Below are 25,420 nucleotides of genomic sequence, written 5' to 3'. Positions count from 1 at the left end.
GTCAGAACCTTTTTCAACTTCATTGAAGCCGCGCTTTCAGACGACCTGACACAAATCATCCAATATCATCCGTTTCCACATACAATACCAAAAGGAAAATCCATGTTACGCCCCATCCTTGCCGCCCTCGTGCTCGCAACCGCCCTGCCCGCCGCAGCCGAAACCGACACCCTTCATTACAACATCGTCGAATTTGCCGAATCTGCCAATCTCGAAATAACCCGCGACACCATGACCGCCTACTTCAGCATTGCTTCCGAAGGCAAAGACCGCGCTACGGTGAACAAAGCGTTTCAGAAAAAATTCAACGACTTCAACAAAGCCGTACAAAACAACAAACTCCAAACCGAAATCCTCAACCGCAGCGCCAGCCCGCGCTATGAATACAACAACAACGGCAAACGCATCCAAACAGGCTGGGAAGAAGAAGCCGTGTTCAAAGTCGAAAGCAAAGACTTTGACGCAATCAACCGCCTGATTGACGAAACGCTGCAAACTGCCACGCTCAACCGCATCGGCTTCAGCATATCCAAAGAAAAACGCGAAGCCGCCGTCGATCAAGTCAGCAAAGCCGCCATCCTGCGCTTCAAAGACCGCGCGCAAGACTTGGCGAAAACGCTCGGTTTTTCCAACTACAAAATCGTCAAACTCAATTTAGGCCACATCGGCAACCGTTCCATAGACAACGGTTTCGCCCGCGCCAAAATGATGAATGCCGAAGCTGCCATGTTCAAGCGTTCGGCAAGCGACGAAAACAACGCTATCCAAGCCCCTTCTCCCGGCTCAGAAGAAATCAGCATCACAGTCAACGGCTCGGTGCAAATGTAAAACGCTCCTCCAACAAAAACGTCGTCTGAAAACCCTTTTTCAAGTTTTCAGACGACGTTTTCTTATTTTCCTATCAACGCGTTACCGGTTTATATTTAATCCGTTTCGGTTTCGCGCCCTCTTCGCCCAGACGGCGTTTCTTATCAGCTTCATATTCCTGATAGTTGCCGTCGAAGAACACCCATTTCGAATCGCCTTCGCAAGCCAAGATATGCGTGGCGATGCGGTCGAGGAACCAGCGGTCGTGCGAAATCACCATCACGCTGCCGGCAAATTCCAACAATGCGTCTTCCAGCGCGCGCAGGGTTTCCACGTCTAGGTCGTTGGACGGTTCGTCCAGCAGCAACACATTGCCGCCGCTCAACAAGGTTTTTGCCAAGTGCAAACGTCCGCGTTCGCCGCCGGAAAGCTGCCCCGCGATTTTGCTTTGGTCGCTGCCTTTAAAGTTGAAACGACCCAAATATTGGCGGGCGGGGATTTCAAACTGTCCGACCTGCAAAATGTCGCGGCCTTCGGCGATGTTGTCGAACACGGTTTTGTCGTTTTGCAAACCTTCGCGGCTTTGGTCAATCAGGCTCATTTTCACGGTTTGCCCGATTTTCACTTCGCCGGAATCAGGCTGCTCTTTGCCCGCAATCATTTTGAACAGCGTCGATTTACCCGCGCCGTTCGGGCCGATGATGCCGACAATCGCGCCCGCAGGCACTTTGAAGCTCAAATCGTCAATCAGCACTTTATCGCCAAACGATTTGGAAACGTTCACAAATTCAATCACTTCGTTACCCAAACGCTCGGCAACGGGAATGAAGATTTCCTGCGTTTCATTGCGTTTTTGGTATTCGTAGTTGCTCATTTCTTCAAAACGCGCCAGACGCGCTTTAGACTTGGCTTGGCGGCCTTTGGCATTTTGGCGCACCCATTCCAATTCCTGCTTCATCGCTTTTACACGCGCGGCTTCGGATTTCGCCTCGTTTTCCAAGCGTTTTTCTTTCTGCTCCAGCCAAGACGAGTAATTGCCTTTCCACGGAATACCGTGTCCGCGGTCGAGTTCCAAAATCCATTCGGCGGCGTTGTCGAGGAAATAACGGTCGTGTGTTACCGCAACGACTGTGCCGGGGAAGCGCACCAAGAATTGCTCCAGCCATTCCACCGATTCCGCATCCAAGTGGTTGGTCGGTTCGTCCAGCAGCAGCATATCGGGTTTGCTCAACAAGAGTTTGCACAAAGCGACGCGGCGTTTTTCACCGCCGGACAAATTGCCGATTTTGGCATCCCATTCCGGCAGGCGCAGCGCATCGGCGGCGATTTCCAATTCGTGTTCCGCACCGCCGCCCGTGGACGAACCTGCCGCAATAATCGCTTCCAAGCGACCCTGTTCTTCCGCCAGCGCGTCAAAATCCGCATCGGGATTGGCGTACTCGGCATACACTTCTTCCAAACGTTTCTGCGCGGCGGCTACTTCGCCCAAACCGCTTTCCACTTCCTCGCGCACGGTTTTTTCCGGATCAAGCTCCGGCTCTTGCGGCAGATAGCCGATTTTGATGCCGCCCATCGGCACGGCTTCGCCCTCAAATTCCTTATCCACACCCGCCATAATCCGCAGCACGGTGGACTTGCCCGCGCCGTTCAAACCGAGCAGGCCGATTTTCGCGCCGGGGAAGAAGGAAAGGGAAATATCTTTAATGATGGTTTTCTGCGGCGGCACAACCTTGCTCACGCGCAGCATGGAATAGACGTATTGTTGGGACATGGTTTTCTCAATTCGGTCAAACAAATTTCAGACGACCCATTTTAACCGATTGCACCGATTGTTGCTTGCACGGATGATATTTAGAGGGGGAATAGATGGAATGGATTGATTTGTTTGGATTTGGAAGAAGGTCGTCTGAAAAGTAAAATGAAACTTCATTAATAGCAAACATTCCTCAGAAAATAAATAAAGCCGTCTTTTCAGACGACTTTAAAACAAACTATTTTTCCAAATGGACATTATCATAAATCTGCTTCGCCAATCGGCGGCAGACTTTGTTTTTGATTTGAGGATTATTCAAAACTTTAGAAACGCTCTCTCCAAACTGCTCAAACAATCCGACCAACAAATCATCAACCTGTGTATTGAAATAATTCATGAAAGATGGTAAAGGATTGTTATTGGCTGCATCGACAATATCCGGATTTTCGCGCGCAAATTTTTCGACAGACTCGAAAAACAGCTGATCTGCCAATGTAAACTCGGTCGTAAATGTTTCATTCAACTCTTTAATCAGCTTATCCAGCTCTTCGGTCAGGCTGACTTGTCCCGTACCTACATCAGTTGAACCTTTTTGCGGCTCTGCTTCGCCTTCGTTCAATTTGATTGAGCCTTCGCCGATTTGCTGCAAACGGTAATATTGCAAAATTGCCATTTTAGACAAATCCAATTTTTCGCTTTGTTTGCCGCGCGGCAGCTTCATCATCAAAGCTTTGAGATAAACATAGCGTTTCTCATGAATAGAATCGGCATACGGCAAAATTTGTGAAACAAACAAATAAAGATTCAAATAACTTTGCAGCTGGCTTTTAAAGAGTTTTTGTTGCTCTTCATTATGCTCGGGTTCGTCTGAAATATGCAGATATTTTTCAATCGCTTTATCGATGATCGCATTGAGCTTTTTATGTTCGCTATGGGTTGGTGTAGTACCGCCGCCGAACCAAACGCCGGCAAATTCATCAATATCATTTTGTGTATAAATCTTCCACTCATCCAGTGTATTGCCTAAACTTGCCAACTTCTCATCATCCGGAATCTCGCCCAACTCTGTCCGTTGATAATACGGTTTGAAAGCGGCATAAATGTCTTCACGGTCATTGACAAAATCCAGTACAAACGTATCTTCCTTGCCTTTTGCCGTACGGTTTAAACGAGACAGCGTCTGCACCGCCTGCACACCCGACAGCACTTTATCGACAAACATGGTATGCAACAACGGCTGGTCAAAACCGGTTTGATATTTATCCGCCACCAAAAGCACTTGATAATTATCGCTGTCAAACTGTTCCGGCAACTCCGTTTCCTTAATGCCGCCATTCATGCCGGGTTCGGAATATTCTTTTTCGGTTTGTTCCGGCAGAATTACTTTGCCTGAAAATGCCACCAGTGATTTGATCCCTTCATACCCTTTTTCGGCAATATACTCATCAAATGCCAATTTATAGCGTACCGCAGCTTCACGCGAACCCGTAACCACCATCGCTTTAGCATAGCCGCCAATCTTATGGCGAGTAACCGACTGAAAATGCTCGATAATGATTTCCACCTTTTGACTGATTACGCTCGGATGTAAATTCACAAACCGCATCAGCTCTTTTTTGGCTTTGTGCTTCGGTAATTCGATATGGCTATCTGCCGTACTCAATAAACGGAAATATTGTTTATAGGTCGTATAGTTTGCCAACACATCCAAAATAAAGCTTTCTTCAATCGCCTGTTTCATGGCGTAGCTATGAAACGGCGTTTTGCCTTGCTCGTTCGGTTCGTCAAACAACGCCAACGTTTTCCATTTTGGCGTAGCGGTGAAAGCAAAAAAGCTCAAATTATCTTGGCGGCTGCGTTTGAACTGTTCGCGCAGGATATTTTTTTGCGTTTCAATATCTTCAGGCAGCTCGTCATCTTCCAAATCTAAAAACTCAGCCGCAATCGCCGCTTCAATCCCGCTTTTGTTCAACACCTGGCGCAACTCGCTTGCCGTCTCGCCCGTTTGCGAACTGTGCGCTTCATCCACGATGACCGCAAAGCGTTTGCCTTCGGTATCAAGCGAAATGTGTTCGCCATGTTTTGCTTTGGTTTGGATACTGTGCATTACATAAGGGAATTTTTGAATCGTCGTGATGATAATCGGCACATTTGCTGCAAGCGCGGCGGTAAGCTGGTGGGTATCCCTATCAATTTTCTGCACCACGCCATCGGTTTGTTCAAATTGCGCCACCGTTTCTTGCAACTGTCTGTCCAACACCACGCGGTCGGTAACGATAATCACCGAGTTAAAGATTTTTTCATCGGCGGCATTATGCAAAGAAGCCAAATGATGCGCTAGCCAAGCAATCGTATTGGATTTACCCGAGCCTGCCGAATGCTGAATCAGATAATTTCTGCCCGCGCCGTGCGCTTTAGTGTGGGCAATCAATTTCCTTACCGCATCAAGCTGATGGAAACGCGGAAAAATCATGCTCTCGGTTGTGATATAGCGGAAACCCGAATTCAGGCGGACTTTTCGTTCTTCACGGCTCAAATGCAAAAAGCGCCCAATCAATTCCATTAAGCTGTCTTTACGCAACACCTCGCGCCACAAATACGCCGTACGCACATCGTTTTCAACCGGCGGATTGCCTTTACCATCATTAAAACCGCGGTTAAACGGCAAAAAGCGCGTACCTTCTCCTTCCAGCTTGGTGGTCATATGCACTTCTTGCGTATCCACCGCAAAATGCACCAACGCACGTTTTTTAAATTCAAATAATTTGCCCTGCGGATTCCGATCTTGACGGTATTGGCGCATCGCATCTTCCACCGTCCAGCCGGTTGCCGACATTTCGTTTTTTAATTCGATGGTGATAACAGGAATACCGTTTACCGATACCACCATATCAATCCGCTCGTTACATTCGGTAATCACTTGGCGGGTAATTTTGACGATATTGGCATCGTATTGCTGCTGCGTGGTTTCATTTAAAGTGGAATTGGGGGCGAAATATGCCATTTTTGCCGTACGGTTTGCCACACGGAAACCATTGCGCAGCACATGCAGGCTGCCTTTAATGTTCAATTCTTGATTTAACGCTTTGATCAGCTCGTCTTTCGCCTTATCTTTACGCGACATTTCCAAATACGCCCATAGTTTCGGTTGGGTCGTCTGAATAAATGCCACGGCATCGGCAGGAAAAAGTGCGGTTGATTTTTCATAATCTTCTGCCAAGCCTTTTTGGTAACCGCCTTCCGTTAATAGGCTGTATTCAATTTCATTTTCAAAGTATGGTTCGGTATGCATCCATTTGCTCCTATTTCATTGATTGCAAGATGGGCTTAAATCCCCCCCCTGCCCTTTATTCATCGGTTACTTTTATTTTCCCGGTTACCGCCTGAGTAATCAGCGCGGTGCGGTATTCTTTCAGACGACCTATGGTTTGATTGACCGTTTCACACAAGCGGTCGATTTTGGCGGTTTCTTGGTTAAGGTAGTCAATAATAATTGCCTGTTCTTCTAGTGATGGAATCAACATCTTAAAATTACCGATGTCCTCCCAATTTGCTCTAGGCATTTTAGAACCAAAAGTTGTACCATTGACTGCGTCAATAAAATCTTTAGATACGCAAAAGTAGAATAAAAATTTGGGGTTAATTGCTTTTTTTGCCCTAAAGACTAATGTCTCTGTTGAAACTAAACCGTTTTGTGTAGCTAGATGCACTTTTGCCAAATAAGGTCGTAACTTACCAAATAGCACATCATTTTCTTGAAACTTATTAGCAATTCCTTCACTTTCTAACTCAATATTTAATATTAATCTTCCCGTGAATGATTCGATGTTCTCCAAACCAAAATATCTTAAATCACTTGTTTGAGATTCTACTTTTTGTGAAATATTTCTAACTGAAAACTTCAAACGCTTAACTTCCCAATGCGCTGGTACATCCCCCAACCATTCCACGCCGCTATTTTTCATCGGGGCTGTAGGGTTTAAGCCTTTGGTTACGGCATGGGTAATCACGGCGGTGCGCTGTTCTGCGAGTTTTTCGAGCAGGGTTTGTTGCTTATCAATCAGCACATCGATTTCACCGAGCTTAGTATCTAGGTAGTGGGCGATGGCGGTTTGTTCGTAATATGGAGGTAAACCAATAAAAAAGTTTTTGATAAATTCTTCAGGAATGCGCTTTTGACCACCAGCACCGTACATTTCAGATTCACCAATTTTCATAAAAGAATCGGATTTAATTAAATAATACAAAAAGTGATTATTTATAGAATTTTGAGATCTTAAAACGTGTAATTCTGTTGTTCCAAAGGCAATTCCATTTGTTAGATTTTGAGCAATAGCAGACTTTCCATTTTCAAAACATGGTGTTATTTTTGCTAAAACAACATCGCCATTTTTAAAATAGGTGTATCCTTTATATACTTCATCAAGATTTCTTTCTTCAGTTAACGTTAAATTCTTATCAAAATTAACCGCTTCCATAGGGATAAATGAAACTAAAGTATCTTCGGGAATATCAAGTTCTGATTTAACTGGATTTAAGTTTACTGTAAATCTTAATCGCTTTACTTCCCAATGCGCTGGCACTTCCCCCAACCAAGGAATACCGCTGTCTTTATAGCTCTCATATCTGTTCATTTTTAATCTCGTTTTTAATACCGTCGCAGAGATGTTTCTGCTTATCCTGCGATGGTATTGCGACCATTTCAGAAAAATCCCGTCCGCCTGTTATTGCAAATTGCCGAGCATTTGTATGATTTCCTGCTCCAGAGCGTTGATTTCGGCTTTGATAACCGCTAAATCACGCGGCGGCTGGTATTCATAAAAATGGCGGTTTATCGGAATTTCAAAGCCGAGCTTGGTTTTGCCCTCATCCACCCACGCATCAGGCACATGCGGCAAGACTTCGGCTTGCATATAGGCTTCTATCGTCGGACGGAGTGCAGTCAATAATTCGTCCAAATTCGTTTCGTTGTCATAGCCCAAACTTAATGGGAATAGGATTTCAGACGGCATCGGTACCAGTTCGGTATCGCGCAGTTGTGAATCGGCTTCTTTATTGCCTTTGCTGTCTGTGCAAATATCAGCGGTTGGGTCGCGCTCGCTCAATGCGTCCAAAATGGCTTTTTTCAGCGGTGCGCCGATGGTGAAATCCAAGGCTTTTAACGCGGGATTCAATACTTTTAAAAAGGCGTTGCGGTTTGTATAAAGTGTGTCATCCAATCCGCTCAATGCGTCAATAATGGCTTGTTGTTGTGCTTCGCCACGCTCTTCATCGGCTTTGATTTGCGCTTCGTCTTTGATTTTTTTGCTTTTCGCCAAATTCGCAAAGGCGGCTTGTTCCCACAGTTTTTCAATGCGTTCTGCGCCGGCTTGGAAATTCAGGCGCAAGGGGCGTTCTACCGTGATTTTCAAATAGGCGAAATCTTGGTTGTTGAAAATCTTGCTGTCTTTGGTTTCGGCAAAATCGGCATACAGTTTGGTAATGTCGGCAATATGCTTTTCTGACAATTCGTTGCGCTTGTTGCCGAGCGATTTTTGCATTTTTTGATAATACTGCGTGGCGTTAATCAACTGTACTTTGCCTTGCCGTTTGGCACTTTTCTTATTCGATAAAATCCAAATGTAGGTATAAATGCCGGTGTTGTAAAACATTTGATCCGGCAGCGCGATAACGGCTTCAAGCAGGTCGTTTTCAATCACATAACGGCGGATATTGCTTTCTCCGCTGCCTGCATCGCCGGTAAACAGCGGCGAGCCGTTAAACACCACGGCAATGCGCGAGCCTTGACCGTCTTTTTCAGGCTGCTTCATTTTGCTGATCATGTGTTGCAAAAAGAGGAGCGAGCCGTCGTTGATACGCGGCAGACCTGCGCCGAAACGTCCATTGAAGCCTTTATCTGCGTATTCTTCTTTGACGTAATCTTCTTGGATTTTCCATTCCACCCCAAAAGGCGGATTCGCAAACATATAATCAAAGCGTTTGCTTGGGTGTCCGTCATGCGGGGTAAAGCCGTTTCCTTTGTCTTTGGCGTTTTTTACCCCCAAGGTATCGCCGAAAATGATGTTTTCGGCGGGTTCGTCTTTAATCAATAAATCGGCGCAGCAAATGGCATAGGATTCGTTGTTATATTCTTGCCCGTATAAGCCCAGATGGATTTTTTGATTGAATCCTTTCAAGGCTTTTTCAGATTCGGAAAGCATGCCGCCCGTACCGCAGGTCGGGTCATAAATTTCACAGTACACGCCGGATTTGGACAATTCTTGATGATCTTCTGCAAAGGGGCGGATTCGCATTTGAAGTGCAACTTTCCATAACAGAAAAAGGCCAGTATGCGGTAGCATACGGCCTTTCCTGCAAGAAAGATTGCCATGAGCTACACACAACTGACCCAAGACGAACGATACCATATCCAATACCTGTCCCGCCACTGCACCATCGCCGAAATCGCCAAACAGCTCAACCGCCACAAAAGCACCATCAGCCGAGAAATCAAGCGGCACTGCATCCAAGGACAGCAATACAGCGCCGAAAAAGCACAGAAGCAAAGCCGGCTGACCAAACAGCACCGGCGAAAACCCTATAAGCTCGATTCGCAGCTGGTTCAACACATCGACACCCTTATCCGCCGCAAACTCAGTCCCGAACAAGTATGTGCCTACCTGCATAAACACCACGGGATCACACTCCATCACAGCACCATTTACCGCTACCTTCGCCAAGACAAAAGCAACGGCGGCACTTTGTGGCAACATCTCAGAATATGCAGCAAACCCTACCGCAAACGCTACGGCAGCACATGGACCAGAGGCAAAGTGCCCGACCGCGTCGGCATAGAGAACCGACCTGCTATCGTCGACCAGAAAACCCGCATCGGCGATTGGGAGGCCGACACCATCGTCGGCAAAAATCAGAAAAGCGCGTTATTGACCTTGGTCGAACGCACTACCCGCTACACCATCATCTGCAAATTAAAGAACTTAAAAGCCGAAGACACTGCCCGGGCGGCCATTAGGGTATTAAAGGCATATAAAGCCAGAGTCCACACCATCACCATGGATAACGGCAAAGAGTTCTACCAACACACCAAAATAGCCAAAGCCTTGAAGGCGAAAACCTATTTTTGCCGCCCTTACCATTCTTGGGAGAAAGGGCTGAATGAGAACACCAATGGACTCATCCGGCAATATTTCCCCAAACAAACCGATTTCCGAAACATCAGCGATCGGGAGATACGCAGGGTTCAAGATGAGTTGAACCACCGGCCGAGAAAAACACTTGGCTACGAAACGCCAAGTGTTTTATTCTTAAATCTGTTCCAACCACTGGTACCCTAGTGTTGCACTTGAAATCCGAATCCAAGAGGCGATATTGACCATCAGGCGGATGACTTCGCGCGGGGTAAAGTGATCCCCGGCTTCTTCATTGGCCTGCTCGTTAAACTTGCGAATCAATTCTTCAAACAAATAGCCCATTTGCGTGTTGGAAATGACATCCGGCGACAAAGTCAGTCCGTGCGACTGCAAATCTCCGACAAAGGTTTGCAGGACTTTATACAGACGATTGGCTTCATCCAGCTTGTCGATTTCTTTTTCAAATTCGAATTTGTCAAAAATATCTTTGGCTTTGGCAGAAAAGCCGTTGATATAGTGGATTAAATTCGCGCGGATATGGTCGGGGTCGTCCAGCAGGCGGGCGAGGTTGAAACCGCTGACGTTATACAGCGTTTGCTTGCGGTCTTTACCGACAATCTCAGTGAGTTTTTTATCTAACAACACTTGTGGGAACTTGACTGTTCCGTCTTCCGCCTGATTCTCGTCAAATAAAGCCTTCATTGCATCTGCATGTTTACTCAAAATCGCATCAAAGCGGGCAAGCACAATCAAAGGCAACATCACACGGCGATACTGAGGCGGGCGGTAAGTTCCGCGCAGACCGTTAGCGATGTTCCAAATCATTGAAACGAGCGCACTGTGATGGGGGTGTTGTTGGAGGCTTCCGGTTTTCATCGTTGTTATTCCTTAATACCTTAAAGCAGGTTTTATGTAGGGATGATTTTCAAATTTGATGTAGGCTGTTTTAGAAAATGCAGAATGACTTTACGCCGCACCGTACTTTTCAAAAGCCAGATATTTAATCGATTATACAGGGGCAATTCCCCTTTTTTCCAAGTAAAACCGGTATAACTTTTCTGTTCATTTCCAATAAAAAAAAATGAATTGGATGTGTATCCTGCTTATTATTGAAAATGGTGAATTAAATTCCGTCCGGTAAATGGATAAAAAATTCATCAAAAAGAGATAATGGAAGAATAAAAAGGTCGTCTGAAATCCCCTTTCAGACGACCTTTCTTCATTCTCCACAGGAATATCCCCAACCCCCGTGCAGCCCTACCCTTCAGCCTGCCGCCTGTTTTTTCCACTCGACACGCTCTGTCAAGTCGGTATTGAAATGCGCACCAATGTTTTGCCGCCTTGCGTATGCGGCTTGGGCGACAGCGAGGCTGCATTCGATCAGGTTGCGGTTTTCGTATTCGGACGCGGTGTGCGGCTCGGCTTGGTTTTGCTTCCAAAGCCGCAGTTGGGCGATGGCGTGGCGCAGGCCGATATCGTTGCGGAGGATGCCGAGATGGCGTTGGTTGAAGGCTTGCAGGACGTGGCGGCTGAATGTGTTTTGGAGGTCGTCTGAAAAGATGCCTGCTTCGGCGGAGGGGCTTTCAGACGACCTTTGGGGCGGTGCGGTTTGGAACGCTTGCCCGTCTGCGATGGTTTGGGCGGCAAGCCTGGCGGTAACGACGCATTCGAGCAGGGAGTTGCTGGCGAGGCGGTTGGCTCCGTGCAAGCCGGTGCAGGCGGTTTCGCCTAAGGCGTAGAGCTGCGGCAGGGAGGTTCTGCCGCAGGGGTCGGTTTGGATACCGCCGCAGGTATAGTGTTGCACGGGGCTGACGGGGATGGCTTGGCGCGTGATGTCCAAGTCGCATTGGGACAGACAGTGCCGATGGATGGACGGGAAATGCTGACGGACGAACTCTGCGGGTTGGTGGCTGATGTCGAGCGAGACGAAGTCTTGCGTTTGTTTGGCGATTTCGGCGGCGATGGCGCGGGCAACGATGTCGCGCGGCGCGAGTTCGGCGCGGCGGTCGTAATGCGGCATAAACCGTTCGCCCGCTTGGTTGATCAGGATGCCGCCTTCGCCGCGCACGGCTTCGGAAATCAGGAAGGTGCGTCCGTTTTCAGACGACCTTGCCAAGCCTGTGGGGTGGAATTGGATAAATTCGAGATTTTCGACTGCGCAACCTGCGCGTATCGCCATGGCGATGGCGTCGCCCGTGCATTCGGGCGGAGTGGTGGTGGCGGCGTAAATCTGTCCCAAGCCGCCGCCTGCGAGTACGGTATGGCTGGCACGGATGCTGTAGGTTTCTTGCGTTCGGCGGTCGAGGACGGTCAGTCCGCACGCTGAGCCCGATTCGGTTTGAACATCCAACGCCATCTGCCGCTCGCAAACGCGGATGTTCGGGCGGCGGCGTATTTGGGCAATCAGGCTCTGCATGACTGCTTCGCCCGTGTAGTCGGCGACGTGGGCGATTCGGCGGCAGGTGTGCCCGCCTTCGCGCGTCAGGTGCAGGTCGTTATTATTTTGGTCGAACGCCACGCCCTGCGCCAGCAGCCATTCGATTGCCGGTTTGCCCTGCGACAGGATGGCGCGGACGGCGGCTTCGTCGCACAAACCCGCGCCCGCTTCCAAGGTATCGGCAACGTGTTTTTCGATGTCGTCCTCTCCCGACCACGCCGCCGCAATCCCGCCTTGCGCATGACGGCTGGCGGTGTCGTCCAGCCGGTTTTTGCACAAAATGACGATGCGGAACGATTCAGGCAGCGACAGGGCGAGCGTCAGTGCCGCCAGCCCGTTTCCGGCAATCAATACGTCGCAATCGGTTTGCATGGTGTTGTCCTTGTTTGAGAGGTCGTCTGAAACGGTAATACGGACGGCAAATCAGGCGGGCCCCATGCCGTTGAACACATCTTTTTTCTTCAGCCCTGCCGCGAAGTCGAGCATACGCTGTAAAGGCAGTTTGGCGGCTTCGCCCAGCTTTCTGTCCAACAGGATTTCGTTGCGCCCGCCTGTCAGGGCGTGTTTGATGCCGCCCAGCGAATTCATCGCCATCCACGGGCAGAACGCGCAGCTTTTGCAGCTTCCGCCGTTGCCCGCCGTCGGCGCGGCGATAAATTCTTTGTCGGGCGCCTGCTTTTGCATTTCGTGCAGGATGCCCAAATCGGTCGCCACGATGAATTTTTTTTCGGGACGCGATACGGCGGCTTTGAGCAGTTTGCTGGTCGAGCCGACCACGTCGCCCAGTTCGATGACGCTTTGCGGCGATTCAGGATGAACCAGCACCACTGCGTCGGGGTGTTCCGCCTTCAACGCCGACAGCTCCTGCCCTTTAAATTCGTTGTGGACGATGCACGAACCCTGCCACAACAGCATATCCGCGCCCGTTTCGCGGCGGATGTAGTCGCCGAGGTGGCGGTCGGGCCCCCAAATCAGCTTCTCGCCGCGCGATTTCAAATACGACACGATTTCCAACGCCACCGAAGATGTGACCACCCAGTCGGCACGCGCTTTCACGGCAGCGGAAGTGTTGGCGTACACCACCACCGTGCGTTCGGGGTGTTGGTCGCAAAACGCCGAAAACGCCTCTTCCGGGCAACCCAAATCCAAAGAACATTCTGCTTCCAAATCAGGCATCAGCACCGTTTTTTCAGGGCAGAGGATTTTCGCGCTCTCGCCCATGAAGCGCACGCCCGCCACCACCAGCGTACCGGCTTCGTGTTCGGCGCCGAAGCGTGCCATTTCCAGCGAATCGCCCACGCATCCGCCTGTTTCCAAAGCCAAATCCTGAATCAGCGGATCGACGTAATAATGCGCCACCAAGACCGCGTTTTTCTCCTTCAGCAAAGCCTTGATTTCGTCTTTCAGACGACCTGCCGTCTCGCGGTCGGGCGTGTCGGCAACCTTCGCCCACGCCTGACGGATTTGGCAGGCGGAAGTCGGCGTTTGGATGAGGGGCATATCGTAGTCGAACGAGCGGCGGGCGGCGGTTTGCATGATGTTTCCTTGTAGCTGGTTTTCAGACGGCATGAAGGTTTGCCGTCTGTTTTTCAAACTGTTTTTATATTATGCTCAACTTGAGTATAATATGCAAGGTCGTCTGAAAACAGGTTTGAGATACCGCAAAACCGACCCGCTTCGTTCCGACAAACCGCTTTGGTTTACAATAAAGCCTTTCCCACCCGCAGAAAGCCGAGCATGGACGCCTACCCCGAAGCCGAAGCCCCGCCGCAAAGCATCGTCGAGCTGGTTCCCGTATTGATTGCCGTTACCGACGGCGACCTGCGGGTGTTGACCGTCGCCCAAGGCACGCTCCTGCCCAACGGCCCGCTCTCCCCCCTGCGCAATTCCCTGCAGGCGGGCGTGAAGCTGTGGGTCGCCAAGCAGACTTCGCAGCCTATGGGCTATGTGGAACAGCTTTACACCTTTGTCGATACCCACCGCCGCAACGAACACGGCATGCCCGTCTTGTACGTCAGCTATTTGGGGCTGGTGCGCGAGGCGGCCGACAACATCCTGCATCCCGACGCGAAATGGCAGGACTGCTACTGCTATTTTCCGTGGGAAGATTTACGTAGCGCCGGTAGGCAACATGAGACCATCGTCAGCCGCCTGCGCATTTGGGCAAACTCTGCGGATACGGAGGAAGTACGCCAAAAACGGCTCAAGCGCATTCATTTGTGCTGGGGGGTAGAACCTGAAAACTGCTCGGAAGAATACGTTTTGCAACGCTATGAAATGCTGTATGAAAGCGGTCTGATAGCGGAAGCCACCGAGCCGCAGGCAAACTTTGATTTCGCGCTCACGGGGCAGCCCATGCGCCACGACCATCGCCGCGTACTGGCGACAGCCCTGTCCCGCCTACGCGCCAAAATCAAATACCGCCCCGTGATTTTTGAACTGATGCTGCCCGAATTTACACTGCTGCAACTGCAAAACAGCGTCGAAGCCATCAGCGGCAGATTGCTGCACAAGCAAAACTTCCGCCGCCAGATTCAGCAGCAAAACCTTATCGAGCCGTCGGATACCGGCGTATCAGGCAGTAAAGGCCGTCCTGCGCAGCTTTACCGTTTCCGCGACGATGTCCTGCCCGATCAGCTGATTTCTGATATCGGACTGCCGCTGGGTAGCCGCTAACTGATTTTCAGACGGTCTCAAATTAAATTTTGCCTCATCGAGGCAATATCAATATTTTTCCAACAAAGGAAACTTCATGTCGTCTGAAAATAATCTTCTTCCTCTACCCGATACCCTGTTGCGTCCCATGGTAGAACAAGCCTTGAGTGAAGACTTGGGCAGGCGCGGCGACATTACGTCCGCCGCCGTCATCACACCCGACAAAACCGCCAAACTCTTCCTGGTCAGCCGCGAAGACGGCGTCATTGCCGGCATGGACTTGGCACGCCTTGCCTTTCAGACGATGGATCCGTCCGTCCGTTTCCAAGCCAAAATCCAAGACGGACAAGCCGTCCTTGCAGGTCAGATGCTTGCCGCCGTCGAAGGCAACGCCCGCGCACTACTCGCCGCTGAACGCACTGCACTCAATTACCTCACACACTTGAGCGGCATCGCTACCGCCACCGCTCGCGCAGTAGCCGAAGTCGCCGAATACGGTATAGACATCGTGTGCAGCCGCAAAACCATCCCCCTGCTGCGCGTCCTGCAAAAATACGCCGTCAGGGCGGGCGGCGGCGTGAACCACCGCATGGGCTTGGACGACGCCGTACTCATCAAAGACAACCACCTCGCCTATTGCGACAGCATCGCCCAAGCAGTTCGGCAGGCAAAACAGGCGGTCGGACCGTTGACTTGCGTGGAAATCGAAGTGGACACATTGGCACAACTGGACGAAGCCATCGCGGCGGGCGCGGAACGGATTTTGCTGGACAACATGGACGACGAAACCCTGAAAGAAGCGGCAAACCGCTGCCACACGCAAACCGCCTACCCCCATACCATCTATTGCGAAGCATCGGGCGGCATCGGCTTCAACCGCCTGAAGCGCGTGGCACAAACCGGCGTAGACGGCATCGCCCTCGGCTATCTGACCCACAGCAGTCGCTCGTTGGACATAGGCTTGGATTTCGTGGCGTAAATTTTGCCGAAGACAGCGGCGCAGAAAGAAAATCCATTCAAAAACGCCCGTTTCGTCATTCCCTCGCAGGCGGGGTAAAGATGACGAAACGGGCGTTTTCTGGAGTGGATTAAAATTGCAATGATAAGGCGTTGCCAATGCCCTTATGTACTTTAGCTAAATTACTTTATTTTCGACACGCAACTTACCGCTTATCGTCATTCCCGCCCCCGCCTGCGCGAGGACAGGCTACGGCGGGAATCCATTTTTGAAATTCAGAAACCTTTTTTTAAACCAAGATTTCTCAAGTTTTACAATGGATTCCCGCCTGCGCGGGAATGACGGAAAAAGTATTAAAAACTGGGAAGATAGGCGATATATGTGATACGGCAAACAGGGTTACAGTTGCACAAAGGTCGTCTGAAACCCCTTCACCTGATTTTCAGACGACCTCAATCCATATCGCTTTCGGGCAGCTCCGCCGAACCCATGCGGCGCAGGATGATATTGGTTTTGTTACGCAGGCGTTTGCTTTTCGGGTTGTCGGCGTAAAACAGCGGCGCGGGGACGCGGGCGGCGAGTTTGGCGGCCTGCTGTTTGGTCAGGTTGGCGGCGGGTCTTTTATAGAAATACTGGGACGCGGCTTCTGCGCCGAATATGCCGTAGTGCCATTCGATGGCGTTCAGATACAGCTCGAAAATGCGGTCTTTGTCGGTAACGGCTTCCATCATCGCGGTAATCGCGGCTTCTTCGCCTTTGCGGATATAGCTGCGGCTTTCGTTCAGAAACAGGTTTTTGGCAAGCTGTTGGCTGATGGTCGAGCCGCCTGCTTTGACCTCGCCGCTTTGTTTGTTGCGCTTGATGGCGTATTGGATGCCGCCCCAGTCGAAGCCGCCGTGTTCGGCGAATTTGGCATCTTCGGAGGCAATCAGGGCTTTTTTCAGGTTGACCGAAATGCGGTCGTAAGGCACCCAGCGGTAATCGAGCGCGACATCTTTGCCTTCGCTTTGAAACTGCCGCATCCGCATCGCCATGAAGGCGGTTTTGTTCGGCGCGACGGCGCGGTAAGTGATGATGTTGCCGTACACATAAGCGTTGAAAAAGATAAATGCGCCCAAAGGCAGGGCAATCAGCCATTTGATGATGCGGAACATTTTATAACTCTCTCATATATTGGACGACGGGCAGGACATCGGGCGCGAAGCCGCGCCAAAGCCGATAGGAAGCTGCCGCCTGCCCGACCAGCATGCCCAATCCGTCGGCGGTTTGTTTTGCGCCTGATTGGCGGGAGAACGCTAAAAACGGCTCTGCCGCCCCGCCGTAAACCATATCGTAAGCCAAAGTGCAATGTTCAAAGACTTTGGGCGATACGGCGGGAAGCTGTCCGCTTAAGCCGCCGGATGTGCCGTTGATGATGATGTCGAAGCCGCCTTCCAGTTCATCCAAAGGTATGGCTTCAATATCGAAATGCGCCGCCATTTCCGCCGCTTTGGCGTGGGTTCGGTTGGCGATGACGATGCGCGCGGTGCGGTATTCTTTCAATACGGGAATGACGCCGCGCACCGCGCCGCCCGCGCCGAGCAGTAAGACGGTTTTGCCCGACAGTTCCACACCCAGCCTCTTTGAAATATCGTCCGTCAGTCCGATTCCGTCGGTATTGTCGCCGCGTATTTTACCGTTTTCCAGCAAAATCAGCGTATTGACCGCACCCGCCGCCAAAGCGCGTTCGGAATGTTCGTCCGACAAGGCAAACGCTTCCTGCTTGAACGGTACGGTAACATTCGCCCCGCGTCCGCCGTCGGCAAAAAACGCTTCAACCGCCTGCGCGAAACCGCCGATGTCGGCGCAAATGCGTTCATATTCGATTTCAACACCTTCCTGCAAGGCAAACTGTTGATGAATCTGCGGCGATTTGCTGTGTGCGACGGGGTTGCCGAAAACGGCATAACGGGGAACAGTGTTCATAAAAATCCTATCCGGCAGGACAAATGCAAAGACCGCCCATTATAACCGCCTTTGCCGCCTCACACCGCTGTTTTCCAATAAATCCAAATACGCATCGGATTGTTGACAATCAGGTCGTCTGAAACTATATTCCGCAAGTCAGAAATTTAACGGATTTGCGGTTTCAGACGACCTTCAGCATGATAAAATGCAGCAGATTTTCCGCGAGATTGCGTATCCGTTACTTCCCATTTAGGAGCCGAAAATGTCTATCAAAGACGCAGTAAAACTGATTGAAGAAAGCGAAGCCCGCTTCGTAGATTTGCGCTTTACCGATACCAAAGGCAAGCAGCACCACTTCACCGTCCCCGCCCGCATCGTCCTCGACGACCCCGAAGAGTGGTTTGAAAACGGTCAGGCGTTTGACGGCTCGTCCATCGGCGGCTGGAAAGGCATTCAGGCATCCGACATGCAGTTGCGCCCCGACCCCGCGACTGCCTTCATCGACCCCTTCTACGACGACACCACCGTCGTCCTCACCTGTGACGTCATCGACCCCGCCGACGGTCAAGGCTACGACCGCGACCCGCGCTCCATCGCCCGCCGCGCCGAAGCCTACCTCAAATCCTCCGGCATCGGCGACACTGCCTACTTCGGCCCCGAACCCGAATTCTTCGTCTTCGACGGCGTAGAGTTTGAAACCGATATGCACAAAACCCGTTACGAAATCACGTCCGAAAGCGGCGCATGGGCAAGCGGCCTGCACATGGACGGTCAAAATACCGGCCACCGTCCCGCCGTCAAAGGCGGCTACGCCCCCGTCGCCCCGATTGATGCCGGACAAGACCTGCGCTCTGCCATGGTGAACATTTTGGAAGAACTCGGCATCGAAGTCGAAGTCCACCACGCCGAAGTCGGCACCGGCAGCCAAATGGAAATCGGCACTCGCTTCGCCACCCTGGTCAAACGTGCCGACCAAACCCAGGACATGAAATACGTTATCCAAAACGTCGCCCACAACTTCGGCAAAACCGCCACCTTCATGCCCAAACCCATCATGGGCGATAACGGCAGCGGTATGCACGTCCACCAATCCATCTGGAAAGACGGTCAAAACCTGTTCGCAGGCGACGGCTATGCCGGCTTGAGCGACACCGCGCTCTACTACATCGGCGGCATCATCAAACACGCCAAAGCCCTGAACGCGATTACCAATCCGTCCACCAACTCCTACAAACGCCTCGTGCCGCACTTCGAAGCGCCGACCAAACTCGCCTACTCTGCCAAAAACCGTTCCGCGTCCATCCGCATCCCGTCCGTGAACAGCAGCAAGGCACGCCGCATCGAAGCGCGTTTCCCCGACCCGACCGCCAACCCATACTTGGCGTTCGCCGCCCTGCTGATGGCGGGTTTGGACGGCATTCAAAACAAAATCCACCCGGGCGACCCAGCCGATAAAAACCTCTACGACCTGCCGCCGGAAGAAGACGCACTCGTCCCAACCGTCTGCGCCTCTTTGGAAGAAGCCCTCGCCGCCCTCAAAGCCGACCACGAATTCCTGCTGCGCGGCGGCGTGTTCAGCAAAGACTGGATCGACAGCTACATCACCTTCAAAGAAGAAGACGTACGCCGCATCCGCATGGCGCCGCACCCGTTGGAATTTGAAATGTATTACAGCCTGTAATCCGCATTTCCAGTCAGGCTAAACGAAAGGTCGTCTGAAAACCTAGAAACAAGGTTTTCAGACGACCTCTTTTTGTTTATTCAAAATACGGCCTGCCGGCCAAAGCAAAAAGTATTAAAATAACAGCAATCAAACGACACAAACCCTGCCGATAATAAAAACTGTCGTCATTCAAGCGCACACCTACCCTTCCCTGAAAAGCCGTCCTACCTTTCAGACGACCTTTCTTTCCAACCTCAAAACAAGGAGCGTTACAATGAAAGCAGCACGTTTTTACGATAAAGGCGACATCCGCATCGAAGACATCCCCGAACCGACCGTCGCCCCCGGCACCGTCGGCATCAACGTCGCCTGGTGCGGCATCTGCGGTACCGACCTGCACGAATTTATGGAAGGTCCGATTTTCATTCCGCCCTGCGGCCATCCGCACCCGATTTCCGGCGAGTCCGCGCCCGTAACGATGGGACACGAGTTCTCCGGCGTGGTTTATGCCGTCGGCGAAGGCGTGGATGACCTCAAAGTCGGACAACACGTCGTGGTCGAACCCTACATCATCCGCGATGACGTACCGACCGGCGAAGGCAGCAACTACCATCTCTCCAAAGACATGAACTTCATCGGCTTGGGCGGCTGCGGTGGCGGCCTTGCCGAAAAAATCGCCGTCAAACGCCGCTGGGTGCATCCGATTTCCGACAAAATCCCGTTAGACCAAGCCGCTTTGATTGAGCCCCTGTCCGTCGGCCATCACGCCTACGTCCGCAGCGGCGCGAAAGCAGGCGACGTGGCATTGGTCGGCGGCGCAGGCCCCATCGGTTTGCTGCTTGCCGCCGTGTTGAAAGCCAAAGGCATCAAAGTCATCATCACCGAATTGAGCAAAGCGCGCAAAGACAAAGCCCGCGAATCCGGCGTTGCCGACTACATCCTCGACCCGTCCGAAGTCGACGTCGTCGAAGAAGTGAAAAAACTGACCAACGGCGAAGGCGTGGACGTCGCATTCGAATGCACCAGCGTCAATAAAGTGCTGGACACCATGGTCGAAGCCTGCCGTCCGACTGCGAAAGTCGTCATCGTATCCATTTGGAGCCACCCCGCCACCATCAACGTCCACAGCGTTGTGATGAAAGAGCTGGACGTGCGCGGTACCATCGCCTACTGCAACGACCACGCCGAAACCATCAAACTGGTGGAAGAAGGCAAAATCAACCTCGAACCTTTCATCACCCAGCGCATCAAGCTGGACGAGCTGGTTTCCGAAGGCTTCGAGCGTCTGATTCACAACAACGAATCCGCCGTCAAAATCATCGTCAATCCCAACCTGTAAACGCCTGACGGATTGATATAGCTAAATGACTTTTTTCGATACGCAACTTATCGGTTGTCGTTATTCCTGCGCAGGCATGAATCCATTTTTGAAATTCAGAAACTGTTTTTCAAATCAAGGTTTCTCAAGTTTTACAATGGATTCCCGCCTACGCGGGAATGACGGAATTTGATGACATACCGTATTTATAGTCAATTAAAATCAAAATAGGACAGTAACGCATCGTCAAATCGGGCGTAATCAGACAATACGGTTCGCAGATACCGCTTAATATTCGCCCACACCTTCTCAATCGGGTTGAGCTCAGGTGAATAAGGTGCAAGAGGCAATACCTTATGTCCCCATTTTCCCGCCATTTCCCGTAAAACACCCATACGGTGAAATCGCGCATTATCTAAAATAATCACCGATTTTTGAGTCAATGCAGGCAGTAGGCATTGCTGAAACCACGCTTCAAAAAAGACTCCGGTCATCGTATTTTGATAAACCATCGGAGCAATCAGCCGGTTGCCGACTTGTGCGGACACCAGAGATAAGCGTCGGTATCTTTTTCCACTTATCTGCGCTTTCACTATTTGCCCTTTCGGGCTGCGGGCATAGGGACGGAACAGGTAGCGGTCAAATCCTGTTTCATCCAAATAAACACGTTGGTAGCCGGAAAATTCGGCCAGCTGTGTCAAATAATGCGTTACTTTGGCCGGGTCTTGTTCTTTGTAAGTGGTGGTCTTTTTTTGCGCGTCATCCCCATCTGTTTGAGTGCATAGCAAACGGCGGCTGGCGTACAATCAAAATGTTTGGCGATTTCATGCAGATAGGCATCCTGGTGCTGCTCAACATATTGAGCCAGTTTTTGCCTATCCAATTTTACGGCATTTAGACCGGTAACTTGATGTTTTAGGCTGCCTGTTTGTTTTTTAAGGCGAATCCACAGGTAAAGCGTGTTTCTTGACAAATTAAACGTTGCTGCGGTTTGGCTGATGTTTTTGCATTGTTCGTAATAGTTTAAAGCTTTGTTTCTTAAGTCCGCAGAGTATGCCATGGTTAGACCTTCAAAGTTGAGTATTGTACTATTTTGTTTTTAATTGATTATAAAGTTAAGTATGCTCGCTATAAAAACACAAAGGTCGTCTGAAAACCTTAAATCGGTTTTTTCAGACGACTTTTTCTTCTGCCTGCTTTAGAACGTGTGTTTCAACGTAGCGGTCAGGCTGCGCGGCGTGCCGTAAACGTGGATGTCGGGCATGGGGCGGTAGCGTTTGTTGAACACGTTTTCAAAATCCAAACCGATGCGGGTGGATTTGCCGATTTTGTAATGCGCGGTCAAATCCAGCGTAGCGTATGGGCGTTGGGTTAAGGCTTCTTTACCGGCAACGGTGAAAGGCTGGTATTCATCATAGGCGTTTGTGCCGCTTTGCCAGTTGACGTTTGCACCCAAGTTTAGGCGGTCGGTAACGTCATACGCAGTAAAGAGTTTGAAAAGGTGGGTAGGATAAGAAGGGTTGACCAAATTGCCCGAATCGTTTTTGAGTTTGGAGTACGCATAAGAAGCATTGATCAGCCATTTGTCGCTCAAGCGTCCGCCGACGGACAATTCCACACCTTTGGTCGTCGTGCGGTCAATAGATTCATAGTAAACCCGTTGATTTTTACGATCATAAATTTCTTTAGACAAATGGTCGCGTTTATTGATAAACGCCGCCGCAGAAGCGTTCAAACGGCCTTCAAACCATGAAGCTTTTAAGCCGAGTTCATATGTTTTACCGCGTTGCGGTTCGAGCGGTTTGCCGTTTCGATCCAAATTGCGCACTTGCGGGCGGAATATGGTGGTATAGGAGGTGTAGGCTGTCAGATTGTCGTTTAAATCATAGCTTGCGCCCAAATAGGGAATAAATACCTTGTTTTTATGCCTGCTGTCGGCAAAATGGTTGCGATCGGAACTGTAGCGGTACTGCCAATCGACAAACCGTCCGCCGCCTATCAATGCCAGCCTGTCGGTCAGTTTGAAACGGGTCGAACCGTAAACAGAGAGGTTTTTCATATGGGCAAAGCCGTCGCGAATGTAGGGTATGGACGGTTTTGTGAAATTTCCGTCAAAAAGGCGTAAATCAGGGACAATCCCATCTTTATTTCTCTCGTAATATGAGGGAGTTTCCTTATTGTACTGATAGCTGATGCCGGCATTGAATTCATGTTTGCGTCCCCAAAGCGGGTAATCGCCGTCCAAACTCAGAGAAAAATCTTGGTCGGTGTACTTGGCTTGGTCGCGCTCGGCAACGAATTGAGCGGAATAGTCGGGATTAATGACAAAAGGACCAGCCATGCCGGCAACCGCGTCACTTTTTCCATAAGTATGGCTGTAGTTGCCGTTCAGAGTCCAACCGTTTTCAAACTCATGATTGACAGAGGTGAAGATTTCCGCACTGTTTTCTTTACCGTAAGCCCATTTTGCCGAGGAATTGCTGCGCGGTGAGGCTGCAAACGGTTCGAAAGGTTGATTGTTGTCAGGGTCTCCCGCTACGGTCAGATAGCTGAAAGGAGAGCTGCCGGTATTGCGGAAACGGTGTATTTCCGTACCGAAACGCCAGTGGGTTTGCGGCGTGAGATCGTAAGACAGGATGCCGTAGAAAGTGTGATTGTGGCGCGAAGTGTTCGGCAGGTAATCGCCGCCGTGGTCGCTGACCAAAATGGCGCGGCCGCGCAAGGTATTGTCGGCATTCAGAGGATGATTGGCATCAAGGACGAAGCGGTAGTGTTTCCAAGAACCGACACCGGCTTCCACGCTGACGGCTGGCTTGGCAGTCGGTTTTTTGCGTTCCAAAGCAACCGTACCGCCCGGTTCGCCCATACCGCCGTTGGACAAACCGCTTGCGCCGCGCACGACGACGACTTGTTCGTACAATGCGCTGTCCAGATTGTTGGTGCCGCGGCGGATGGCTTTACTGTCGTAAAGGAACTTGGGCGCGCCGTCCACAGAAATGCTGTCAATCGCCTGACTGCGCGAAATAAACTCGCTGTGGCCGGACACGTTGTTGCCCATTTTGCTGTGGAACACGCCCGGTGTTTGTTTCAACACGTCCTGCAAGGTATCCAAACCTTGGTCGTCCATTTGTTTTTCGGTAACGACGGACAAAGACTGCGGCGTTTCGCGCTGGGTCAGGCGGATGCCTGTCGCAGCGGAGGAAGCCGGAATGGTGTAGTTGGAGGTTGTCTGTTTGCCGATGCCACGTACTTGGACAGTAGGCAAATCAACCTGCTCAACCCCATCCCCTGCACCCAAGGAATAGGCAGACAAAAGTGCCGTAGCAACGGCAACCGGCAAACGCGCCGGACGAAATTTAGATAATGGCATGGTGTCTCCTAATTATTTAGCCGTCCGAACGGCAGCGGAGTTCCAAACCTCCTTGCACCATTCGGCAGCAAACGGCTTTTTTGCGTATTAAATAAGAATTTTTATCAAATTTCTGTAATGGGATGAAATAAAACGGTCGGAGTATAGGAAACTGACGGGCATGAATCAAATAATTTACACAGTCCCCGATACATCATTTTCATCTGCATGACCATCTTTCATTCTCAATCAAACAAATCCAAAAGTTGTAAAAAAGGTCGTCTGAAAATTTTCAGACGACCTTTTCAATAATATAAGGATTTAGAAGAATGATATTTGCGTATTAGGTTGGCATTTGATTCTTCACCATTCCCCTACTCTATCCCCGCCCATTTGTGTGTCTGCACGCTCAACTGCCAATGCACGGGCGCGTCGGGGCGGCTGTTTAAGATACCGATTTGGCGGATGGTGTCGTAGATGTTCATCACGCCGTTTTGTTCGCAGGGCGAAAGGTAGTAATGGCGCGCGCGGATTTTGCGTTCCATTTTTTCGCAGAACGCAACGACATCGCCGTCGGCAACGATGCGCACTTCGTCGGCTGTTTCGATGCAGCTTTTTTCGTATTTGGCGGCGTAGCAGGCTTTGGGACTGGTGGCGACGTAGTCGATTTGCGGCGGCGCGGGCTTGAGTCCGTTGGTTTCGATGCAGAGGAAATAACCTTCCGCCTTGAGCGCATCCAGCAGCATATCGAGATGCGGCTGTATGGTCGGCTCGCCGCCGGTAATGATGATATTGCGGGCGGTGTAGGTTTTCAGACGACCTAAGATGTCGGACAGGCTCATCATGCCGAATGTCAAATAATCGGTATCACACCAGCCGCACGCTAAATTGCATTTGCCCAAGCGGAGGAAAACGGCAGCCATGCCCGTGTTCCAGCCCTCGCCTTGCAGGCTCTCGAAAATTTCAACGATGCGGTATTGCGGATTTTCGGGGGCGACGCTTATTTTTTTCATACCGCCAACACCGCTGCTGCCGCCAGCATCGCGGGCAGGCCTTGCTTGACGAGTATGCCTTTGTTGCCGGAAGAGAACGCGCCCCATGCGGCGGCAATCAACACGAAGCCGAGAAACAGAATCGTCGCGCCGTAAACGGCATTGTCCGGCGCGGCAAACCGAGACCACACCAGCCCGATGCCGAGAAAGCCGTTATACAGCCCTTGGTTGCTGAACAGGGTCTGCACTTGTTGTTGTTCCATAAATTCATAAGGCAGCTTGAACATTTCCGCCGCTTTTTCGCTGGGAATCTGCGTCATTTCAAGCCAGGCGATATAGAAATGTTCGGCGGCGACGAGGAGGACTAGGATGGTGGGAAGAAGTTTCATGGGTATTCCTTTGAATGGGTGT

Annotated in this window: 19 protein-coding genes; 6 read left to right on the top strand and 13 right to left on the bottom strand. The window is 50.8% G+C overall.

Annotated elements, in window-relative coordinates:
• The first annotated feature begins 102 nt into the window (after positions 1-102).
• Positions 103-828 (top strand): SIMPL domain-containing protein, encoded by a 726-nt coding sequence (locus MON37_RS02405; RefSeq protein WP_039409465.1) that lies wholly within the window; start codon positions 103-105, stop codon positions 826-828.
• 73 nt (positions 829-901) lie between these two features.
• Here the strand turns inward: MON37_RS02405 and ettA are convergent, their stop codons facing one another.
• From ettA to MON37_RS02385, 4 genes are all read right to left on the bottom strand, one after another.
• The gene (gene ettA / locus MON37_RS02400) at positions 902-2,578 is read right to left on the bottom strand and encodes an energy-dependent translational throttle protein EttA (RefSeq protein ID WP_003756559.1); all 1,677 of its coding nucleotides are present in this window, start codon (positions 2,576-2,578) and stop codon (positions 902-904) included.
• A 220-nt stretch (positions 2,579-2,798) separates the two neighbouring features.
• On the bottom strand, positions 2,799-5,852 hold the full coding sequence (locus tag MON37_RS02395; RefSeq protein WP_039409468.1) for a type I restriction endonuclease subunit R: 3,054 nt from the start codon (positions 5,850-5,852) through the stop codon (positions 2,799-2,801).
• A 55-nt stretch (positions 5,853-5,907) separates the two neighbouring features.
• The gene (locus MON37_RS02390; RefSeq protein ID WP_052242836.1) at positions 5,908-7,194 is read right to left on the bottom strand and encodes a restriction endonuclease subunit S; all 1,287 of its coding nucleotides are present in this window, start codon (positions 7,192-7,194) and stop codon (positions 5,908-5,910) included.
• Positions 7,195-7,284: 90 nt separating this feature from the next.
• Positions 7,285-8,853 carry an HsdM family class I SAM-dependent methyltransferase gene (locus tag MON37_RS02385; RefSeq protein WP_242883755.1) on the bottom strand — a complete coding sequence of 523 codons (1,569 nt, stop codon included), beginning with the start codon at positions 8,851-8,853 and terminating at the stop codon, positions 7,285-7,287.
• A 75-nt stretch (positions 8,854-8,928) separates the two neighbouring features.
• Here MON37_RS02385 and MON37_RS02380 point away from each other — a divergent pair, with 75 nt between their 5' ends.
• Positions 8,929-9,894: an IS30 family transposase gene (locus tag MON37_RS02380; protein WP_242883583.1), complete on the top strand. Its 966-nt coding sequence runs from the start codon at positions 8,929-8,931 to the stop codon at positions 9,892-9,894.
• Here MON37_RS02380 and MON37_RS02375 read toward each other — a convergent pair.
• The 3 genes from MON37_RS02375 to nadA all read right to left on the bottom strand — a co-directional run bounded on the left by MON37_RS02375 (position 9,865) and on the right by nadA (position 13,663).
• Entirely contained in the window at positions 9,865-10,566 is a 702-nt protein-coding gene (locus tag MON37_RS02375) for a type I restriction-modification system subunit M N-terminal domain-containing protein (protein WP_052242837.1), read from the bottom strand. The two genes, MON37_RS02380 and MON37_RS02375, sit on opposite strands and share 30 nt — an antisense overlap.
• Before the next feature lie 388 nt (positions 10,567-10,954).
• Positions 10,955-12,499, bottom strand: coding sequence for an L-aspartate oxidase (nadB, locus tag MON37_RS02370; RefSeq protein ID WP_039409572.1), 1,545 nt, complete (start codon positions 12,497-12,499; stop codon positions 10,955-10,957).
• 51 nt (positions 12,500-12,550) lie between these two features.
• Complete coding sequence (gene nadA / locus MON37_RS02365; protein WP_039409575.1) at positions 12,551-13,663, bottom strand: quinolinate synthase NadA; 1,113 nt, start codon at positions 13,661-13,663, stop codon at positions 12,551-12,553.
• A 201-nt stretch (positions 13,664-13,864) separates the two neighbouring features.
• Between nadA and MON37_RS02360 the strand changes: the two genes are divergently transcribed.
• Positions 13,865-14,803: an NUDIX hydrolase gene (locus tag MON37_RS02360; RefSeq protein WP_039409578.1), complete on the top strand. Its 939-nt coding sequence runs from the start codon at positions 13,865-13,867 to the stop codon at positions 14,801-14,803.
• Positions 14,804-14,879: 76 nt separating this feature from the next.
• Positions 14,880-15,761: a carboxylating nicotinate-nucleotide diphosphorylase gene (nadC, locus tag MON37_RS02355; protein ID WP_039409581.1), complete on the top strand. Its 882-nt coding sequence runs from the start codon at positions 14,880-14,882 to the stop codon at positions 15,759-15,761.
• Between the two features lie 431 nt (positions 15,762-16,192).
• Here nadC and mtgA read toward each other — a convergent pair whose 3' ends face one another.
• Entirely contained in the window at positions 16,193-16,894 is a 702-nt protein-coding gene (gene mtgA, locus MON37_RS02350) for a monofunctional biosynthetic peptidoglycan transglycosylase (RefSeq protein ID WP_039409584.1), read from the bottom strand.
• 1 nt (position 16,895) lies between these two features.
• Complete coding sequence (aroE, locus tag MON37_RS02345; protein ID WP_039409586.1) at positions 16,896-17,705, bottom strand: shikimate dehydrogenase; 810 nt, start codon at positions 17,703-17,705, stop codon at positions 16,896-16,898.
• Between the two features lie 244 nt (positions 17,706-17,949).
• Here aroE and glnA point away from each other — a divergent pair, with 244 nt between their 5' ends.
• Both glnA and MON37_RS02335 read left to right on the top strand, forming a co-directional pair.
• Positions 17,950-19,368, top strand: a complete 1,419-nt coding sequence (gene glnA, locus MON37_RS02340) for a type I glutamate--ammonia ligase (protein ID WP_019270334.1) — start codon at positions 17,950-17,952, stop codon at positions 19,366-19,368.
• 256 nt (positions 19,369-19,624) lie between these two features.
• Entirely contained in the window at positions 19,625-20,689 is a 1,065-nt protein-coding gene (locus MON37_RS02335) for a 2,3-butanediol dehydrogenase (RefSeq protein ID WP_003768647.1), read from the top strand.
• A 191-nt stretch (positions 20,690-20,880) separates the two neighbouring features.
• Here the strand turns inward: MON37_RS02335 and MON37_RS02330 are convergent.
• From MON37_RS02330 to MON37_RS02315, 4 genes are all read right to left on the bottom strand, one after another.
• Positions 20,881-21,728, bottom strand: a protein-coding gene (locus MON37_RS02330; protein ID WP_242883592.1) for an IS630 family transposase whose coding sequence is annotated in 2 segments (ribosomal slippage) — positions 20,881-21,413 and positions 21,413-21,728 — 849 coding nt in all. Because the reading frame shifts where the segments join, the coding sequence is not laid out codon by codon here.
• Positions 21,729-21,866: 138 nt separating this feature from the next.
• On the bottom strand, positions 21,867-24,038 hold the full coding sequence (locus tag MON37_RS02325; protein ID WP_039408289.1) for a TonB-dependent siderophore receptor: 2,172 nt from the start codon (positions 24,036-24,038) through the stop codon (positions 21,867-21,869).
• A gap of 353 nt (positions 24,039-24,391) precedes the next feature.
• Positions 24,392-25,030, bottom strand: coding sequence for a 7-carboxy-7-deazaguanine synthase QueE (locus tag MON37_RS02320; RefSeq protein ID WP_039408286.1), 639 nt, complete (start codon positions 25,028-25,030; stop codon positions 24,392-24,394).
• A complete protein-coding gene (locus MON37_RS02315) occupies positions 25,027-25,398 on the bottom strand; it encodes a DUF1304 domain-containing protein (RefSeq protein WP_039408283.1) in 372 nt (123 codons plus the stop codon). Before MON37_RS02315 ends, MON37_RS02320 begins: the two co-directional genes overlap by 4 nt.
• Positions 25,399-25,420: the final 22 nt, after the last annotated feature.

Origin of the sequence: Morococcus cerebrosus (assembly GCF_022749515.1) — a bacterium.
Taxonomy (GTDB): Bacteria; Pseudomonadota; Gammaproteobacteria; order Burkholderiales; family Neisseriaceae; genus Neisseria; species Neisseria cerebrosa.
Note: the sequence above shows the minus strand (reverse complement) of the source record. Positions and strands in the feature narration are given on the sequence as shown.